This is a genomic window from Pseudomonas sp. SG-MS2 (genome assembly GCF_009933855.1).
GTDB lineage: Bacteria > Pseudomonadota > Gammaproteobacteria > Pseudomonadales > Pseudomonadaceae > Aquipseudomonas > Aquipseudomonas putida_E.
In genome coordinates this window covers 1-17,164 of record NZ_MOMO01000060.1, presented here as the reverse complement: position 1 = coordinate 17,164, position 17,164 = coordinate 1, and the positions used below count along the sequence as shown (strand labels likewise).

The window sequence follows — 17,164 nt, the reverse complement described above, 5'->3', positions numbered from 1 at the left end:
TCCGCCACTGATAGCAGCGGCAAGCTTTAAGCTGCAAGCTGCAAGCAAGAGCAGGCCCAGTCGCTCCTGCTTGCAGCCACAGCCCCTTGAATCCCTGAGTTGTGAGCATTTGAAAAGATCAGCGCGAACCGCTTGTTCTTGACGCTTGCAGCTTGCAGCTTCTCCGAAGGAGCCTGTAATGAAAGTTTTGATCATCGGCAGCGGCGGCCGTGAGCACGCCCTGGCCTGGAAAGTCGCCCAGGACCCACGCGTCGAGAAAGTATTCGTCGCCCCCGGCAACGCCGGTACCGCCATTGAAGCCAAGTGCGAGAACGTTGCCATCGACGTCACCGCCCTTGAGCAACTGGCAGACTTCGCCGAGAAGAACGTCGACCTGACCATCGTGGGCCCCGAGGCGCCGCTGGTCATCGGTGTGGTCGACCTGTTCCGCAGCCGCGGCCTGGACTGTTTCGGCCCGACCAAGGGCGCGGCCCAGCTGGAAGGTTCCAAGGCCTTCACCAAGGACTTCCTGGCTCGCCACAAGATCCCGACCGCCGACTACCAGAACTTTACCGAGATCGAGCCGGCCCTGGCCTACCTGCAGGAAAAAGGCGCGCCGATCGTGATCAAGGCCGACGGCCTGGCCGCAGGCAAAGGCGTGATCGTCGCCATGACCCTGGAAGAAGCCGAAGCCGCCGTGCGTGACATGCTCGCGGGCAACGCCTTTGGCGACGCCGGTTCGCGCGTGGTGATCGAAGAGTTCCTCGACGGCGAGGAAGCCAGCTTCATCGTGATGGTCGACGGCCACAACGTGCTGCCAATGGCCACCAGCCAGGACCACAAGCGCGTCGGTGACCAGGACACCGGCCCGAACACGGGCGGTATGGGTGCCTACTCCCCTGCCCCGGTCGTTACCGCCGATGTACACCAGCGCGTGATGGACCAGGTGATCTGGCCGACCGTGCGCGGCATGGCCGAAGAAGGCAACGTGTACACCGGCTTCCTGTATGCCGGCCTGATGATCGACAAGGCGGGCAACCCCAAGGTCATCGAGTTCAACTGCCGCTTTGGCGACCCGGAAACCCAGCCGGTCATGCTGCGCCTGGAGTCGAGCCTGGTGCTGCTGATCGAAGCCGCTTTCGCCAAGGCGCTGGACAAGGTCGAAGCGCAGTGGGACCCCCGCCCAAGCCTGGGTGTGGTGCTGGCTGCCGGCGGTTACCCGGGCGACTACGCCAAGGGCGACGCGATCAGCGGCCTGGAGGCCGCAGCCAAGATCGAAGGCAAGGTGTTCCATGCCGGTACTTCGCTCAAGGACGGCCAGGTAGTGACCAACGGTGGCCGCGTGCTCTGCGCCACGGCCATGGGCAGCACGGTTGCCGATGCCCAGCAGCAGGCTTACCGCCTGGCCAAGGAAGTCACCTGGAACGGTAGCTTCTACCGTACCGACATCGGCTATCGGGCTATCGCCCGCGAGCGCGGTGAACACCAGCAATAACCTTTACCGGATAGCCGCAGCGTCTTGCGCATGCGGCCTTCGGCTCGTCGACAGGGCCCCATCGCGGGCCTTGCCTTCGACTTGGCGCGCCGCGCATAGTTACTACACGGCACATCAGCTAGGAAGGGATCTCGTAGTGCGTCGGCTTCGGATTGCCACAGCTCTGATCGTCAGCTTGCTGACCCTGCTCTGCCTGCTCCCGGCTTCGGCTGACCAAGGCGGAGGCTGGTCCGTTTTGCTCGACGAACAAGCCAACCTGCAATTGAGCGACGTCCGCTCGGATCGCTATCGCAACCAGTTCAGCCCTACTACGCTGAGCGACCTCGATGCCGCACCGGCGCAACAGGCCCTGTGGCTGCACTATCGCCTCGAACCGGGTGATCAGGAGCAACTGCTGCGGGTCTTTGCCCCGGACCTTTCACGCCTGGACCTCTACGCCCTCGACGGCGACAGGCTACTACGCCAGCTGCACCACGGGCGCCAGGCCGGCAACGCCAGCACGACCCTGCGCGGCAGCGATCACGTATTGCCCCTGCCAAACAGCCGCAAAGCGGTGGACATCTACCTGCGCCTGGTTTCCGAGCATCAGCTGCGCCCGGCCATCAGCCTGGAGCCTGCGGCAGTCGCCGCTTCAAACCATGGCCAGCCGTTGCTGTTCGGCATGCTCTTCGGCGGCCTGGTCATGCTCATACTGCACAACCTGATCCGCTTTCTGTACACCCGCTCCAGCACCACCCTGATCCTTGCGCTGTACCATGGGCTGATGCTGCTCAGCGGCCTGATCCTGCTCAACCTCAGCGGCCCCTGGTGGCACCTGTGGCACAGCGCGCAAACCCCGGCCGCCTACCTGACCCTGGTACTGGCGGGCCTCGCGGGGCTATATTTCACCCAGCACTTCTTCTCGCGCTGCAACTCACCGCAGCTCAATCGCTTGCTGCAGGGCGAAATGCTGGTGGCCGGGGTCAGCGGCCTGATCCTGCTGTTCGTGGATACCCTGCCGCTCAACCTGATGACCTACGCCCTGCTGGCCCTGGGCAGTGTGAGCATGCTGCTGGTCAGCAGCTACCACTGGTACAAAGGTTATGCGCCGGCACGCCTGTTCAGCCTGGCCATGGTGGTGTTCAACCTGGGCGGGCTGGTGCTGCTGCCGGCCCTGCTTGGCCTGACCCGCACCTCGACGCCCTGGCTGCTGTGCATTCTGCTCGGGTTGACGGTGGCCAGCGGCCTGCTGCTCAACCTGGCGGTCAGCGAGCGCCTGCGGCGGATGAGCGAAGAGCGCTTCAGCGCCAGCCGCGCACTGGCGGCCAGCGATGCCGAAATCAATGCCAAGGCCGAGTTCCTGGCCAAGATCAGCCATGAAATCCGCACGCCCATGAACGGCGTGCTGGGCATGACCGAACTACTGCTGGGCACGCCACTGTCGGTCAAACAACGTGACTACGTGCAGACCATCCACAGCGCCGGCAACGAACTGCTCACACTGATCAACGAAATTCTCGACATTTCCAAACTCGAGTCGCGACAGATCGAACTGGACGATGTGCAGTTCGACCTCAATGCCCTGATCGAAGACTGCCTGAACATCTTCCGCGCCAAGGCCGAACAACAGAACATCGAGCTGATCAGCTTCACCCAGCCGCAGGTACCACGGGTCATCAGCGGTGACCCGACGCGCCTGCGCCAGGCCCTCTCCAGCCTGCTGGAAAACGCCCTGAAAAATACCGACCAGGGCGAAATCCTCCTGGTCGTTGCACTGGACCAGCGCGGCGAGGTGCCGCGCCTGCGTATCGCCGTGCAGGACAGCGGCGAGCCACTGCCTGCGGCCGAACGTGAAGCCCTGCTGCAGGCAGAGCTGCACAGCCATCACTTCCTTTCCAGCAACAAGCTTGGCGGCCACCTTGGGCTGATCATCGCCAAGCAGTTGATCGGCCTGATGCAAGGCGAGTTCGGCATCAAGAGCAGCACCAGCATGGGCAACACCCTGTGGCTGACCCTGCCGCTCGACCCCTCTCGCCTGGAGCAACCCTTGGCCGACCTCGACAGCCCATTGCGCGACGCCCGGGTGCTGGTAGTGGACGACAACGACACCTGCCGCAAGGTGCTGGTGCAGCAGTGCAGCGCCTGGGGCATGAACGTGAGTGCCGTACCCTCGGGCAAGGAGGCCTTGGCCCTGCTACGGACCAAGGCGCACCTGCGTGACTATTTCGACGCGGTCTTGCTCGACCAGAACATGCCGGGCATGACCGGCATGCAGCTGGCGGCCAAGATCAAGGAAGACCCAAGCCTGAACCACGACATCCTCGTGGTGATGCTCACCGGTATCAGCAATGCACCGAGCAAAGTCATTGCCCGTAATGCCGGGGTCAAGCGCATCCTGGCCAAACCGGTGGCCGGCTACACCCTCAAGACCACTCTGGCCGAGGAGCTGGCCCAGCGCGGCCGCGAACAGACCGTGCCGACGCCCTTGCCAGGCACACCGCCCACCCACGAGCTGCCGGGCGACTTCCGCGTGCTGGTCGCCGAGGACAACAGCATCTCGACCAAGGTGATCCGCGGCATGCTGGGCAAACTCAACCTCGAACCGGACACCGCCAGCAATGGTGAGGAAGCCCTGCAGGCCATGAAGGCCCAGCGTTATGACCTGGTGCTGATGGATTGTGAAATGCCGGTACTGGATGGTTTCTCTGCCACCCAGCAACTGCGCGCCTGGGAAGTCGCCAACCAACGCCAGCGCACCCCGGTGGTGGCACTGACCGCCCACATCCTGGCCGAACACAAAGAGCGCGCACGGCTGGCCGGCATGGACGGGCACATGGCCAAGCCGGTGGAGCTGTCGCAATTGCGCGAGTTGATCCAGTATTGGGCAAACCAGCGGGAAGCCAAGACCGATCCGCTGCATACTTCGTAACCGATAAAGCGCTGTAGGAGCGGCCTTGTGTCGCGAAAGGGGTGCGCAGCAGCCCCAGAATTTCAGCAGCGCCACACGGAATTGGGGCTGCTGCGCAGCCCTTTCGCGACACAAGGCCGCTCCTACAAAGGACTCACCCTCATGCTTCATGAGTTGTTCAGTGTCTACCTGAAGATGCTGGTGCTCTACAGCCCGTTCTTCGTGCTGTCGTGCTTCATCAGCCTGACCCGTGGCCACTCCAGCAAGGAGCGCAAACAGCTGGCCTGGAAGGTTGCCTTCGCCGCCCTGGTCGCCAGCGTATTGCTGTACCTGTTCGGGCGGGCGATCTTCGGCATTTTCGGCATCACGGCCGATGCCTTCCGCATCGGCGCCGGCAGCGTGCTGTTCATCTCTGCCTTGGGCATGGCCCAGGGCAAACCGGCCGTGCAGGCCGACAACGTGCAGCAAGACGTGACCATCGTACCGCTGACCATCCCGCTCACCGTAGGCCCGGGCACCATCGGCGCCCTGCTGGTGATGGGCGTCAGCCAGCCGCACTGGGACGACAAGTTGCTGGCCATCGTCAGTATCGCGCTGGCCAGCTTCACCGTGGGCCTGGTGCTGTATCTGTCGCACGGGATCGAGCGCATTCTCGGCGATCAAGGCCTGCAGATCGTCAGCCGCCTGATGGGGCTGTTCGTCTGCGCCTTGGCGGCGCAGATCATCTTCACCGGCATCAGGGGCTACCTGGTCGGCTAGCCCTGCCACTCAGGGCGCAACAGGGTACCAGCGCGGGGTATAGACCCACTGCCCACCGTCGGCACGGGCAAAGGTACAGGTAGTGGAAGAACCGACCAGGACCATGGTGCGCATGTCGACCATCTCTGGCGTCAGCTCGGCGAGGGTGACCACCCTGAGCGTCTGCCCCGGCCTGCCGATGTCACGCCCCAGCACCACGGGTGTATTGCCATCCCGGTGCTGGCGCACGATTTCCAGCGCGCGCCCAAGCTGCCAAGGGCGCGAACGCGAGATCGGGTTGTAGAAGGCCAGCACCAGGTCGGCCTGGGCCGCCAGGGCCAGCCGATGCTCGATGGTCGGCCACGGTTTGAGGTTGTCCGATAGCGACATCACGCAGAAGTCATGCCCCAGCGGCGCGCCCGCCTGAGCGGCAGTGGCCAGCGAGGCCGAAACCCCTGGCAGGATTTCCAGATCGACACGATGCCAGGCGGGGTCAGTGGACCCGTGCAACGCTTCCAGCACGGCGGCGGCCATGGCGAATACCCCCGGGTCACCCGACGACACCACCACCACCGAGCGCCCTTGTGCGGCGAGCTCGAAAGCATGACGCGCGCGCTGCATTTCTTCGCGATTGTCGGTGCAATGCTGCACCTGGTCGTCGCGGAACGGCCCGGCCATGCGTACGTAGGTTTCGTAACCGAGAATATCCTCGGCGCGTACCAGCTCGGCTTTGACCGCCGGCACCATCAGCTCGGCGGCGCCAGGGCCAAGGCCGATGACGGCCAGGCGACCACGCCTGCGGCCCAGTTGGTTGACCTTGACAGGCGCCGATGCCAGCGCAATGACCAGGCCCCCTTGTTCGATCAGGCGCGCATCCGGCAGTGCTTCGGCGGCCATGCTGACAAGAGTGCTTTCTTTGGCAGCAAAACGCAGTGCGACACCCAGCACCTTGGCCGCTGCCTGCAAGGACGGTTCGGCCATGGCCTGTTCGGCAACCAGCAGGCACGCCAGTGACTGCTCGGCGATGCCAGCCTCACGCAGGGCATCGCCGACGCGTTCAACCAGATCAGGACCGCCCGCATCCACTGCAACCACCACCGAACGGGGGTGGATCAGCAACTCGTCACGGCTGGCCGGGCGCGCAGTGCATCCCACATGAATGGTGCGCTGGGCGGCTTCACTGGCCGGCAATTGGGCGTGAGCCAGCCAAGGCGCATCGCCCTCGATACGTACCGCCTCGCCCGCCAACAGATCGGAGACGAAACGCTTGCCCTGTTCGATATCCGCCAGGGCGTAGCCCTCGGGTGGGTTCAACAGGCAGGTGCCGAAACGCAGCTCGCCACTGGTGGTGATCGCCGCCGCTACGCCCAGCGCCTCACCGATCTCGCGGGCCATGACATTGACGCCGCTCAGCCCGCCAAGCAGCGGCACTACCGCACTGCCGTCCTCGGCCACCGCCAGCACCGGCGGCTCCGCACCTTTCTCGCTGAGCAGGCTGGCCAGGCTACGGATGACGATACCCGCCGCACACAGGGCTATGATCGGCGTGTCTTGTAGATACAGGGCGCGCAGCGTGTCGCCAAATGCTTCGTAGTACTGGTCGGCCATCTCGACCCGGCCGCTCAGGCCATGGATCGTCGCCTGTGGATAATGCTGCTGAATGCGCCGCGCGGTGGCCACGCTGCCAGCGCCGAGCACGATGATTGCCGGTGCCTTGTGCATGCTCATCCCTGCCATTTTTCACCCGGCACGATGATCAGCGAGAAGTACGGTGATGACTGTGGGTCCACCTGGTCCAGCGCGACGATTTTCTGATTTGCCATGGTCGCCCGCTCGACGTACAGCGCTCGCCCGTCCAGGCCCAGTTCGCCCAGCACCTGGCGCACCTTGGGGAAGTTGCGGCCCAGCTTCATGATCACTGCCGCATCGGCATCGGCCAGGCGCCGCTTGAGTTCTTCGGCCGGCAGCACGCCCGACAGCACCGACAGGCTCTGGTTGCGGTAAACCAGGGGTGCTCCCAGTACCGACGCGCCTCCCAGCATCGAGCAGACACCAGGGATCACTTGCGCGTCATAGCGCTGCGCCAGACGGTCATGCAGGTACATGTAGGAGCCGTAAAAGAACGGGTCGCCCTCGCAGATCACCGCGACATCGCGGCCGGCATCGAGGTGCTCGGCCACCTGCACGCTGGCCTCGTCATAAAAATCGCTGATGACCTGCTCGTACGACAACGGTGCCGGCAACGCCTCGGTGGTCACCGGATAGACCAGCGGCAGCAGCGTTTGCGCTGGCTGCAGGTGCGCCTCGATGATGCCGAAGGCATTGCCACGCTTGCCCTTGGCCACGAAGTAGGCGACCACTGGGGCCTCGCGCAGCAAGCGCAGGGCCTTGAGGGTGATCAGCTCAGGGTCGCCAGGGCCTACGCCCAGGCCCAGCAGACGTCCACGCGGCGCCATCATTCCACCTCCGTGGCGAGGGCATTGACCGCGGCAGCAGCCATCGCGCTACCGCCCAGGCGGCCCTGCATGATCACGAACGGGACGCCCCGGCTGTCGGCGGCGAGCATGGCCTTGGACTCCGCCGCACCGACGAAGCCAACCGGGAAACCGAGGATCAGCGCAGGCTTTGGTGCACCTGCATCGATCATTTCCAGCAAGTAGAACAGTGCGGTCGGCGCGTTGCCGATCACCACCACGCTGCCCTCCAGGTAAGGCCGCCACAGCTCCAGAGCCACCGCCGAGCGGGTATTGCCGGCATCTTTGGCCAGGGCCGGGACACTCGGGTCGCGCAGGGTGCAGATCACCTTGTTGTCGGCGGGCAGGCGTGAACGGGTGATGCCTTCGGCGACCATGTGCGCATCGCAGAGGATCGGCGCGCCGTTGGCCAGGGCCTGGCGCCCGGCGCGGCCGGCACCTTCGGAGAACTGCAGGCCGTCGATGGCCTCGACCATGCCACAGGCATGGATCACACGCACGGCGAGTTTCTCGAGGTCTGCGGGGATCCGCTCGAGCCGGGCCTCCTCACGGATGATCCGGAAGGAATTGCGATAGATCTCCTGACCATCGCGGATGTAATCAATCATCAAGGTGCTCCGTCGGCAGGTCGAGCATGGCGCCTGCTTCGTTCAAGGTGAGGTTGGCGGCGCGCAGGGCACCGAAGCCCGGCAGGCGCGCGTCACGCAAATAGAGGTCATAGCGGCCCGGCGAGCGGGCCAGCAGTGTGGCCGGGGCGACATGGGCCACGGCGCAGGATCGGGGGCAACCTGACAGGTGCACACTGGCAGGGGCGCCAGCGGGCAACAAGGCCGCCAGGGCCAGGGCATCGGCTTTGGTATCGCCGTGCGCCTTGGCGCAGCCGCTGGCGCCGGTGCAGGCAACCAGGCGGGCCAAGGGTTCATGGCTGTGGCAGAGCAGGCCCAGGGCCGACAACTCACGTTGCGCCGAGGCGATGCTCACGCCAGCCACAGAGGTCAGCATCAGGCTCTGCCAGGGGCTCAGGCGCAGGCTGCCATCACCGTGTTCACGCGCGATTCGCGCCGCACCGCGCAGCATGTCGGCGCTGAGCCTGCCAAGCGGCGGGGCAACGCCCAGGGCCATGCCCTGCAGCTGCTCAACGGCACCCAGCCATGGGCTGTTGCCCGCTTTGCGGCGCCAATCGAGCACGGCGTCATCCCGGCGGATCGCCAGCCCTAGCCCCTCAATGAATCGCTCCACTGAGCAGTTTTCAAGTAACTGGCGCATGCGCGCCTGGTCCGGGCTGGCCAGGTCGAGGAAGCGCTCAAGCACTGCGCGCACCAGCGCCAGCCCCTGTTCCACCGGCACCGCACCCAGCACCTGGCCGTCAGCCGGGCAACCGGCCAGGCCGAACGCCAGCCAGGTGCGTTGCTCGAGTCGCACGGCTGACAGCCATAGATCGTGCGGGTGCTCGAGCATCGCCAGGCCTTCGCCGCCGTCCAGTTGCACCGCGAACTTGGCCGATAACTGGTGAAAGCGCGGTGTGCCTTGCAGCATGTCGAGGATGTGTTCGGCCAGGGGACGAACATCCAGCACCATCAAGGGGTCATGCCCGGCCAAGGGGCTGAGCATCAGGTTGCGCACATCGTCACTGGCAGCGTCGCGTGGGCCCAGGCCTGCTGCCAGCAGGCTTTCGATCAGGCCGGCGTGATCGTCGCCAATGCCACGGACCTGCAGGTTGCCGCGGTTGGTCGCCTCGATCACACCACCGGCGAAACGCTCGGCAGCCGCCGCCACGGCATCGGCCTGATCGGCCAGCAACAGCCCACCGGGCAGCTTGATCCGGCAGATCCCGCCATCAAGGGCACTGACGATGCGCCACAACCCCGGGCAAGCCGAGGGACGGGGCGATACGGGTGGGGTATGGACCTGCTTCAAAGGGACGTCCGGCAATCGCTGAAAATGCGCTTGAGTGTAGAAGGCGCGGTATTATGCCTGCTTTGTCCGGCGGCATGAAAAGCCGGTGGTCGAGCATCGCTGGCGATTGAACAGAAATTCATCACTGCGTCGCCCCCTTTGCCGGCTTAGGGGGGCGATGCGCCCCCAAAAATGGCGGATCAGAAACACATGACACCCTGGCTGACAGTAGTAGGCATCGGCGAAGACGGCTTCAGCGGCCTGGGCAAGCAGGCCCGACGCGCCCTGCTCGGCGCTTCGCGGATCATCGGCAGCCCACGTCAGCTGGCCCTGCTGCCGCGCTGCGTAAGCGCCGCCCGCGAACATTGGCCGAGCCCGTTCTCGCTCGCCCCGGTACTGGCTCGGCGCGGTGAGCAGGTGTGCGTGCTGGCAAGCGGTGACCCGATGTTCTACGGCGTCGGTGCCAGCCTGGCGCGGCAGGTGCCGGCCCAAGAGCTGCAGGTACTGTCGATGCCCTCCTCTTGCGCCCTGGCCGCTGCCCGCCTTGGCTGGCCGCTGCAGGATGTGCAGGTGGTGTCTCTGGTCGCGCGCCCCCTGGCCTCTCTCAACGCCCACCTTTACAGCGGCATGCGCCTGCTGGTGCTGAGCAACGACGGGGATAGCCCGGCAGCCATCGCCGCCCTGCTGCGCGAGCGCGGTTTCGGGCCAAGCCGCCTGCAGGTGTTCGAGCACCTCGGCGGCCCTGCCGAACGCCACTTGGCGGGCATCGCCGATGACTGGGCCCAACCCCAGGTCGCCGCGCTGAACCTGGTTGCCATCGAGTGCCAGGCTGCTGCCGACGCTCCGCGGCTGTCACGCGCAGCCGGCCTGCCGGACGATGCTTTCCGTCATGACGGCCAGCTGACCAAACGTGACGTACGGGCCATCACCCTGGCCCGCCTGGCCCCACAACCAGGCGAGTTGCTGTGGGACGTGGGCGCAGGCTGTGGCTCGATCGGCATCGAGTGGATGCGCGCCCACCCCGCCTGCCGAACACTGGCAATCGAAGCTGACGAGGGCCGTCAGGGCTTCATCGAGTACAACCGTGATGCCCTTGGCGTTCCCGGCCTGCAACTGGTGCGCGGCACGGCACCGCAGGCCTTGGCCGGGCTGGAGCGCCCGGATGCGATCTTCATCGGCGGCGGCGTCACCCGCGAAGGCGTGCTGCCGTTGTGCTGGGAGCGACTGCGCCCAGGGGGGCGCCTGGTGGCCAATGCCGTGACACTGCAAAGCGAACTGGCACTGGCGCACTTTCGCCAACAGCATGGCGGTGAACTGACGCGCATCCATGTCGCCCAGGCCCAGCCATTGGGCGCCTTCGACACGTGGCGCCAGGCATTGCCGATCACATTGCTCGACGTGGTGAAGCCCCACGATGCGTGAAGAAACCCGCGAACAACCTGCGCCACTGCGCAGCGGCCTGACCACTGGCAGCTGCGCCACTGCCACCAGCCTGGCGGCAGCGCGCCTGCTGCTCACCGGTGTGTGCGCTGACGCCGTGAGCATCACCCTGCCCAAGGGCAAGGTGGTGCAGATGCGCCTGGAGTTCTGCCGCCGCGAGGGCGCGCGCGCCGAAGCTGGCACACTCAAGGATGCCGGCGACGACCCCGATGTCACCCATGGCGCGCTGCTCTACAGCCAGGTGCGCCTGCAGGAAGAACCGGGTATACGCTTTGTCGCAGGCGTAGGTGTCGGTACCGTCACCCGCCCCGGGCTGGTGCTCGCCGTGGGCGAGCCGGCGATCAACCCGGTACCGCGGCGCATGATCAGTGAACACCTGCAGCAACTGGCCGACGACTGCGCCTACCGCGGCGGCTTCGAAGTCACGGTCAACGTACAGGGCGGCGAGCAGTTGGCGCTCAAGACCATGAACCCGCGCCTGGGCATCCTCGGCGGGCTGTCGATTCTCGGTACCAGCGGCATCGTGCGGCCCTTCTCCTGCGCAGCCTACATCGCCTCCATCCACCAGGGCATCGATGTGGCCCACACCAATGGCTATACCCATATCGCCGCCTGCACCGGCAATGCCAGCGAAGACACCATGCGCCGCGTGTACGGCCTGCCGGAAATTGCCCTGATCGAGATGGGCGACTTTGTCGGCGCGGTGCTCAAGCACCTGCGCAAGGTGCCGGTGCCACGCCTGTCACTGTGCGGTGGCTTTGGCAAGATCAGCAAGCTGGCCGCCGGGCACATGGACCTGCACAGCCGCCACTCGAGCATCGACCTGCCGCAACTGGCCGGGTGGGCCGCGGACATCGGCGCCGATGCCGACCTGCAGGCAGCGATCATGGCCGCCAACACCAGCCAGCAAGCCCTGGCCCTGGCACACGCCGCCGGCATCGCCCTGGGCGACGCGGTCTGCGCCCACGCCCTGGCGTTCGCCCGCAGCGTGGTGCCCGCACAGGTGAAGGTGGAAGTGTTCGCCATCGACCGCCAGGGCGGCATCGTCGGCAAGGCAGGTGTGCAATGAACCGGCGCATCCTGCTGCTGGGCGGTGTCACCGAGGCACTGGCCATCGCCCGTCAGCTTGGCCCGGAGCATGTCTACAGCCTGGCTGGCATCGGCCGGGTGCCGCAGGGCCTGGCCTGCCAGGTGCGGGTCGGCGGCTATGGCGGGGCTGAAGGCCTGGCCGCCTACCTGCGCGAGGCGGGTATCACCCTGCTGATAGACGCCACCCACCCCTATGCCGCGCAGATTAGCCACAATGCCGCCGCCGCCGCACGGGCCGTGGGCATCCCGTGCTGGGCCTTGCGGCGCCCGGCATGGCAGGCCCAGCCCGGTGACGACTGGCGCGAAGTGGAGGATTGGGCGGGGCTGATCCATGCACTCAAGCCGTTCCGTCGGCCTTTGTTCACCTTGGGGCGCGAGCCGCTGCAGCATCTGGACGAGATTCCGCCAGAGCAGTTCTGGACCCTCAGGGCGTTGCAGGCCTGCCCTGGTAATGATCGCTGCGAAGTGATCGGTGCGCGGGGGCCGTTTCACCTTGACGATGAGCGGGTGCTGTTCGCACGGCGCGATATCGATGTGCTGGTCAGCAAGAACAGCGGCAGCGTGGCGACCGAGCCCAAGCTTGAGGTGGCGCGGGAGCTGGGGGTTCCAGTACTCATTCTGAAGCGCCCCACACTCCCACAGGTCGATGCTGAGTTCACCCGGTACTGCCTGTTGCTCAGCGCCCTGCATCTATGACTGGCAGCCTTTGGCAACGTATATCCCATTGACATATACCTTGCGGAATTTAAACTTCAGTCACAGTTTGCCGCTTCCAGGGAGGCCCATCATGGAGCAAGGTGCTGTCTTCAAAAGCAATCGTAGCCAGGCCATCCGCTTGCCGAAATCTGTCGCATTTCCCGAAGAGGTGACCCGCGTGGACATTGTTGCAGTGGGTCGAACCCGCATCATCACTCCCGCTGGTGAATCATGGGATAGCTGGTTTGACGGCGAAGATGCGAGCCCGGACTTCATGGCCAGCCGCGACCAACCTGCCGACCAGGAACGTGAAGGGTTTTAATGCTCAAGTACATGCTCGATACGAATATCTGCATCTTCACGATCAAGAACAAACCCCAGGTAGTTCGTGAAGCGTTCAACCGCCACCATGGTCAGCTGGCAATCAGCACCGTCACACTGATGGAGCTGGTTTACGGTGCAGAGAAATCGGCCGCTCCTGCACGAAATCTCTCGATTGTGGAGGGTTTCGTAGCGCGTCTTGAAGTACTCGACTATGACAGCCATGCAGCAGAACACAGCGGGCAGCTTCGCTCAGAACTGGCAAAGGCCGGTACGCCCATCGGTCCTTTCGATCAGTTGATTGCCGGGCATGCCCGCGCGCGGGGGCTTACCTTGGTAACCAACAACCTGCGAGAGTTCATGCGCGTTCCGGGGTTGCGGGTTGAGGATTGGCTGGCCACGCCAGGGTAAAAGACGTAGCCCTTTCCATATTCCGACAGTGGCTATCGACCATCGCTGCGCTGTGACCAGATACATTCATATGGCCGTTGGCCTGTCGTCAGTCTTAAACTCAACCCCCCTCCCCTCCGGAAAGCGTCAACCATATGGAAATGCAATGGTGGATCTGGCTGGTCTTCGGCATCGCGCTGATCCTGCTCGAACTGGTCCTGCCCACGTTCTTCATCATCTGGTTCGGCATCGGTGCCGTGCTGGTGTCGCTCATCTCGCTCGCCGCCCCCAGCCTGCAACTGGACATGCAGGTACTGTCGTGGGTGCTGTTCTCGTCGGTCACCACGGCACTCTGGTTCAAGCTGTTCCGGCGCAAGCAGCCGGATGTGCGCTGGACCGCCGACAGCGTGATCGGCGAAGTCGGGCTGCTGATCAGCAGCGTTTCGCAATTCCAGAAAGGCCGTGTGCGGTTCCAGAAACCGATCCTGGGCAATGAGGAATGGATCTGCGTCGCTGACAGCGACATCCCGTCAGGCGAGCGTGTACGTCTCGTCGCCATCGAAGGCAATACTGCCCGGGTCATCCGGGCCTGACCGCATTAAAAGGAAGTTCGCATCATGACCAGCCTTATCGTCGTCGGCACCCTCGCCGTTTTCGTTCTGATCACTGTTTTCAAGGGTGTACGCATCGTACCCCAGGGGGAGGAGTGGATCGTCGAGCGCCTGGGCCGCTACCACAGCACACTCAAGCCCGGCCTGAACATCGTCATCCCGTACATGGACGTGGTCGCCTATCGCCTGCCGACCAAGGACATCATCCTCGATGTGCAGGAGCAGGAAATCATCACTCGCGACAATGCGGTGATCGTCGCCAATGCACTGTGTTTCGCCAAGGTGGTCGACCCACAGAAGGCCTCCTATGGCGTGCAGAATTTCTCGTTTGCCGTCACCAGCCTGACCATGACATCGCTGCGCGCCATCGTCGGCGCCATGGACCTGGACGAAGCGTTGTCCAGCCGCGAGCAGATCAAGGCACGCCTGCGAGAGGCGATGTCCGAACAGACCGAAGACTGGGGCGTGACCGTGCGCTCGGTAGAAATCCAGGACATCAAGCCATCGGAAAACATGCAGCTGGCCATGGAACGTCAGGCGGCGGCCGAACGTGAACGTAAAGCCGACGTGACCCGTGCCGAAGGTGCCAAGCAGGCCGCCATTCTCGAGGCCGAAGCCCGCCTGCAGTCGGCCAAGCTCGATGCCGAGGCGCAAATCAACCTTGCCGAGGCTTCGGCAAAGGCGATTTCGCTGGTCAAGGACGCGGTGGGCAACGAGACGGTGCCAGCCATGTACCTGCTGGGTGAGCGCTATGTCGGCGCCATGGAGAACCTGGCCAGCAGCAACAATGCCAAGGTGGTGGTGCTGCCGGCTGATTTGCAAGAGACCGTGCGTGGCTTGATGGGCCGTAACAAGGCTTGATGGCTGCTGTAGCTTCATGGCCGGCTTGCCGGCCATGGTCCGCGCAGCAGCTCCATCGACCCGCCTGCGTCACTTCACCGCACCCCATCATTTTTACCTATACTGCGCCGTACAATACCCGCCACGATTCCTGACCGGATCTCTCCATGCCCCCACGTCGGCACATCGCCTGGATAGCCTGCCTCGCAGTGCTGTTCAACCTGCTGGCCATGCCGCTGTCCTCTGCCGCGCCCAAGGGCCCGGCCGAGCAGCTGCTGTGGGGGGCTTTCTGTTCCAGCATGGCAGGCAAGGCCAAGGTCGACGTCCAGGCACTGGCCAAGATCGACCTCGGCACGCAAAACGACGAGCATTCCAACATGCAGCACTGCTGGTGCTGTTCGGGAGCCTCGCCGCTGCTGGCCCTGCCAGGTTATCCGCCACAACTGCACAACCCGCCCACGTTGCTGGCCGCGCATGTTCCACCGCCAGCCGATTACCAAATGACGCCGCGCCAACTCTGGCCCGCGCTCAACCCCCGCGCCTCTCCCCTGGTCTGAGTTCATCACGCTGTCTGCCTGAACCTGAACAGAACGGAGACTTACACCATGCTCAAGCAAGCTCTCGTAGTGGCCGCACTGCTGCTGCCCAGCGCCTTCGCCAACGCCCATGAATACACCGTGGGCGACCTGCATATCGCCCACCCCTGGTCGCTGCAACTGCCGCCGAACGCGCCCAATGTGGCCGCCTATTTCATCGTGCACAACAACGGCAAGGTCGATGACCGCCTGCTCAGCGTGGACAGCCCTATCACTGCTGACGCACAACTGCACGAACACGTGATGAGTGCCAACGGCGCCATGAAGATGCAGCAGGTGCCCAATGTAGTAGTGCCCGCCGGCAAGGACGTGGTCTTCGCCCCCAGCGCCTATCATGTGATGCTGATGCAGCCCAAGGACCGTAGCCTGCTCAGCGACGGCAAGCGCTTCCCGCTGACCCTGCATTTCGAGAAGGCAGGCGACATCACGGTCGACGTGGCCGTGCAGAGGCAGGCCCCGGCGGACCAGCCGCACGAACACGCACACTGACCCTTCGCTGACTGGCGCTCGCCTTCATGAGCCTGCCATGCAACAGACGCAGCCGTACCACCCGCCCTGAACGCAGGCGCGTCGGTGGCGGCTGGCTGAGCCTGTTCGCCATGTGGATGATCTTTATCGGCCCGCTGATTTCCCAGTCGATGCCGATGGATCATCACGCGGGCATGAGCATGCCGATGGGCATGGCTCTGTCCTCGGAACACGGGCACGCCAGCGACTCGCATCACGGCCACGGCGACGATGGCCAACTGCATGTGATGTGGGAAAAATGCGGCTACTGCAGCCTGCTGTTCAACTGCCCTGCATTACCGCAGACCTTCAGCCCACTCGTTGCCGGGCACGCCCTGCCCGTCACCCTCATCCCTGCGGCAACCCTTCAGGGCCATGCCCGACAGGCCATATTCCCCGGTGCGCGCAGCCGCGCGCCACCGCCTTCGATCAGCGTCTGAATCCCTGCTGCCGCACGGAGCCTGAAGGCTCCGTGCCCACCCATGACTGATCGACTGGAATCACTATGTCCGGCTGCACCCCTGTATTCGCCCCCTCTCTGCGAGGGACATTCGCCGTGTTGTGCGGTTCGCTGCTCGCACCCATGGCCCTGGCCGCCGAACCTGGCCATGAAACGCACGAGCAAGCGCCGCCCGAGCTGAGCCCGACGGTGATCACCGCCATCGCGCCCAGCTCGCCCCTGACGGTCGTCACCAACCCCAAAGACCCGCGCCAGCCCGTGCCGGCCAGCGATGGTGCCGATTACCTCAAGACCATCCCTGGTTTTTCAGCCATCCGCGCCGGTGGCACCAACGGTGACCCGGTGCTGCGCGGCATGTTCGGTTCGCGCCTGAACATCCTCACCAACGGTGGTGTGATGCTCGGTGCCTGCCCCAACCGCATGGACGCACCGACCTCTTACATCGCGCCGGAAACCTATGACCGCCTCACCGTTATCAAAGGCCCGCAAAGCGTGATCTGGGGCCCCGGCGGCTCGGCCGGGACCATCCTTTTCGAACGTGAACCGGAAAAATTCGGCACCCTCGGCAGCCGGATCAACGCCAGCCTGCTGGCCGGCTCCAACGGCCGCTTCGACCAGGTGCTCGACGCCGCCGCAGGCAATAGCCAGGCTTATGCGCGCTTCGTCGGCAACCAGTCGCGCTCGGACGACTACCACGACGGCAACGGCGACACCGTGCCTTCGCGCTGGGACAAATGGAACGGCG

Annotated in this window: 18 protein-coding genes; 14 read left to right on the top strand and 4 right to left on the bottom strand. The window is 64.6% G+C overall.

Translation table 11 applies throughout. From position 1 onward, the window contains the following. Positions 1-178: 178 nt before the first annotated feature. The 3 genes from purD to BLX42_RS04365 all read left to right on the top strand — a co-directional run bounded on the left by purD (position 179) and on the right by BLX42_RS04365 (position 5,120). A complete protein-coding gene (purD, locus tag BLX42_RS04375) occupies positions 179-1,474 on the top strand; it encodes a phosphoribosylamine--glycine ligase (RefSeq protein WP_046787841.1) in 1,296 nt (431 codons plus the stop codon). 136 nt (positions 1,475-1,610) lie between these two features. Then, entirely contained in the window at positions 1,611-4,382 is a 2,772-nt protein-coding gene (locus BLX42_RS04370; protein ID WP_119687826.1) for a hybrid sensor histidine kinase/response regulator, read from the top strand. Positions 4,383-4,523: 141 nt separating this feature from the next. Continuing rightward, positions 4,524-5,120: a MarC family protein gene (locus tag BLX42_RS04365; protein WP_012316414.1), complete on the top strand. Its 597-nt coding sequence runs from the start codon at positions 4,524-4,526 to the stop codon at positions 5,118-5,120. Between the two features lie 9 nt (positions 5,121-5,129). Here the strand turns inward: BLX42_RS04365 and cobJ are convergent, their stop codons facing one another. The 4 genes from cobJ to cobG are packed head-to-tail and all read right to left on the bottom strand — an operon-like array spanning position 5,130 to position 9,505. After that, a complete protein-coding gene (gene cobJ / locus BLX42_RS04360) occupies positions 5,130-6,821 on the bottom strand; it encodes a precorrin-3B C(17)-methyltransferase (protein ID WP_161871225.1) in 1,692 nt (563 codons plus the stop codon). Between the two features lie 2 nt (positions 6,822-6,823). Then, a complete protein-coding gene (locus BLX42_RS04355) occupies positions 6,824-7,558 on the bottom strand; it encodes a precorrin-2 C(20)-methyltransferase (protein ID WP_177010426.1) in 735 nt (244 codons plus the stop codon). Continuing rightward, positions 7,555-8,181: a precorrin-8X methylmutase gene (locus BLX42_RS04350; RefSeq protein WP_161871224.1), complete on the bottom strand. Its 627-nt coding sequence runs from the start codon at positions 8,179-8,181 to the stop codon at positions 7,555-7,557. The genes BLX42_RS04355 and BLX42_RS04350 overlap by 4 nt, the downstream gene beginning before the upstream one ends. Then, entirely contained in the window at positions 8,174-9,505 is a 1,332-nt protein-coding gene (cobG, locus tag BLX42_RS04345; RefSeq protein WP_177010425.1) for a precorrin-3B synthase, read from the bottom strand. Before cobG ends, BLX42_RS04350 begins: the two co-directional genes overlap by 8 nt. Before the next feature lie 174 nt (positions 9,506-9,679). Here cobG and cbiE point away from each other — a divergent pair, with 174 nt between their 5' ends. The 11 genes from cbiE to BLX42_RS04290 all read left to right on the top strand — a co-directional run. Beyond that, the gene (gene cbiE, locus BLX42_RS04340) at positions 9,680-10,891 is read left to right on the top strand and encodes a precorrin-6y C5,15-methyltransferase (decarboxylating) subunit CbiE (RefSeq protein WP_125924591.1); all 1,212 of its coding nucleotides are present in this window, start codon (positions 9,680-9,682) and stop codon (positions 10,889-10,891) included. Further along, positions 10,884-11,978: a cobalt-precorrin-5B (C(1))-methyltransferase gene (locus tag BLX42_RS04335; protein ID WP_161871222.1), complete on the top strand. Its 1,095-nt coding sequence runs from the start codon at positions 10,884-10,886 to the stop codon at positions 11,976-11,978. The genes cbiE and BLX42_RS04335 overlap by 8 nt, the downstream gene beginning before the upstream one ends. Continuing rightward, the gene (locus BLX42_RS04330) at positions 11,975-12,694 is read left to right on the top strand and encodes a cobalt-precorrin-6A reductase (RefSeq protein WP_046787836.1); all 720 of its coding nucleotides are present in this window, start codon (positions 11,975-11,977) and stop codon (positions 12,692-12,694) included. The genes BLX42_RS04335 and BLX42_RS04330 overlap by 4 nt, the downstream gene beginning before the upstream one ends. 91 nt (positions 12,695-12,785) lie before the next feature. After that, positions 12,786-13,016: a type II toxin-antitoxin system VapB family antitoxin gene (vapB, locus tag BLX42_RS04325; protein WP_012316422.1), complete on the top strand. Its 231-nt coding sequence runs from the start codon at positions 12,786-12,788 to the stop codon at positions 13,014-13,016. Then, the gene (gene vapC, locus BLX42_RS04320) at positions 13,016-13,426 is read left to right on the top strand and encodes a tRNA(fMet)-specific endonuclease VapC (RefSeq protein ID WP_046787835.1); all 411 of its coding nucleotides are present in this window, start codon (positions 13,016-13,018) and stop codon (positions 13,424-13,426) included. The genes vapB and vapC overlap by 1 nt, the downstream gene beginning before the upstream one ends. Before the next feature lie 134 nt (positions 13,427-13,560). After that, a complete protein-coding gene (locus tag BLX42_RS04315; protein WP_115273790.1) occupies positions 13,561-13,998 on the top strand; it encodes an NfeD family protein in 438 nt (145 codons plus the stop codon). A gap of 24 nt (positions 13,999-14,022) precedes the next feature. After that, a complete protein-coding gene (locus BLX42_RS04310; protein WP_012316425.1) occupies positions 14,023-14,877 on the top strand; it encodes an SPFH domain-containing protein in 855 nt (284 codons plus the stop codon). A gap of 146 nt (positions 14,878-15,023) precedes the next feature. Beyond that, positions 15,024-15,413, top strand: coding sequence for a DUF2946 domain-containing protein (locus BLX42_RS04305; RefSeq protein WP_046787833.1), 390 nt, complete (start codon positions 15,024-15,026; stop codon positions 15,411-15,413). Between the two features lie 48 nt (positions 15,414-15,461). Further along, on the top strand, positions 15,462-15,941 hold the full coding sequence (locus BLX42_RS04300) for a copper chaperone PCu(A)C (protein ID WP_115273789.1): 480 nt from the start codon (positions 15,462-15,464) through the stop codon (positions 15,939-15,941). Positions 15,942-15,967: 26 nt separating this feature from the next. Beyond that, positions 15,968-16,399: a DUF2946 domain-containing protein gene (locus tag BLX42_RS04295; protein WP_046787831.1), complete on the top strand. Its 432-nt coding sequence runs from the start codon at positions 15,968-15,970 to the stop codon at positions 16,397-16,399. 65 nt (positions 16,400-16,464) lie between these two features. Further along, a partial coding sequence (locus tag BLX42_RS04290; protein ID WP_161871221.1) for a TonB-dependent receptor plug domain-containing protein occupies positions 16,465-17,164 on the top strand: 700 nt, incomplete at its 3' end.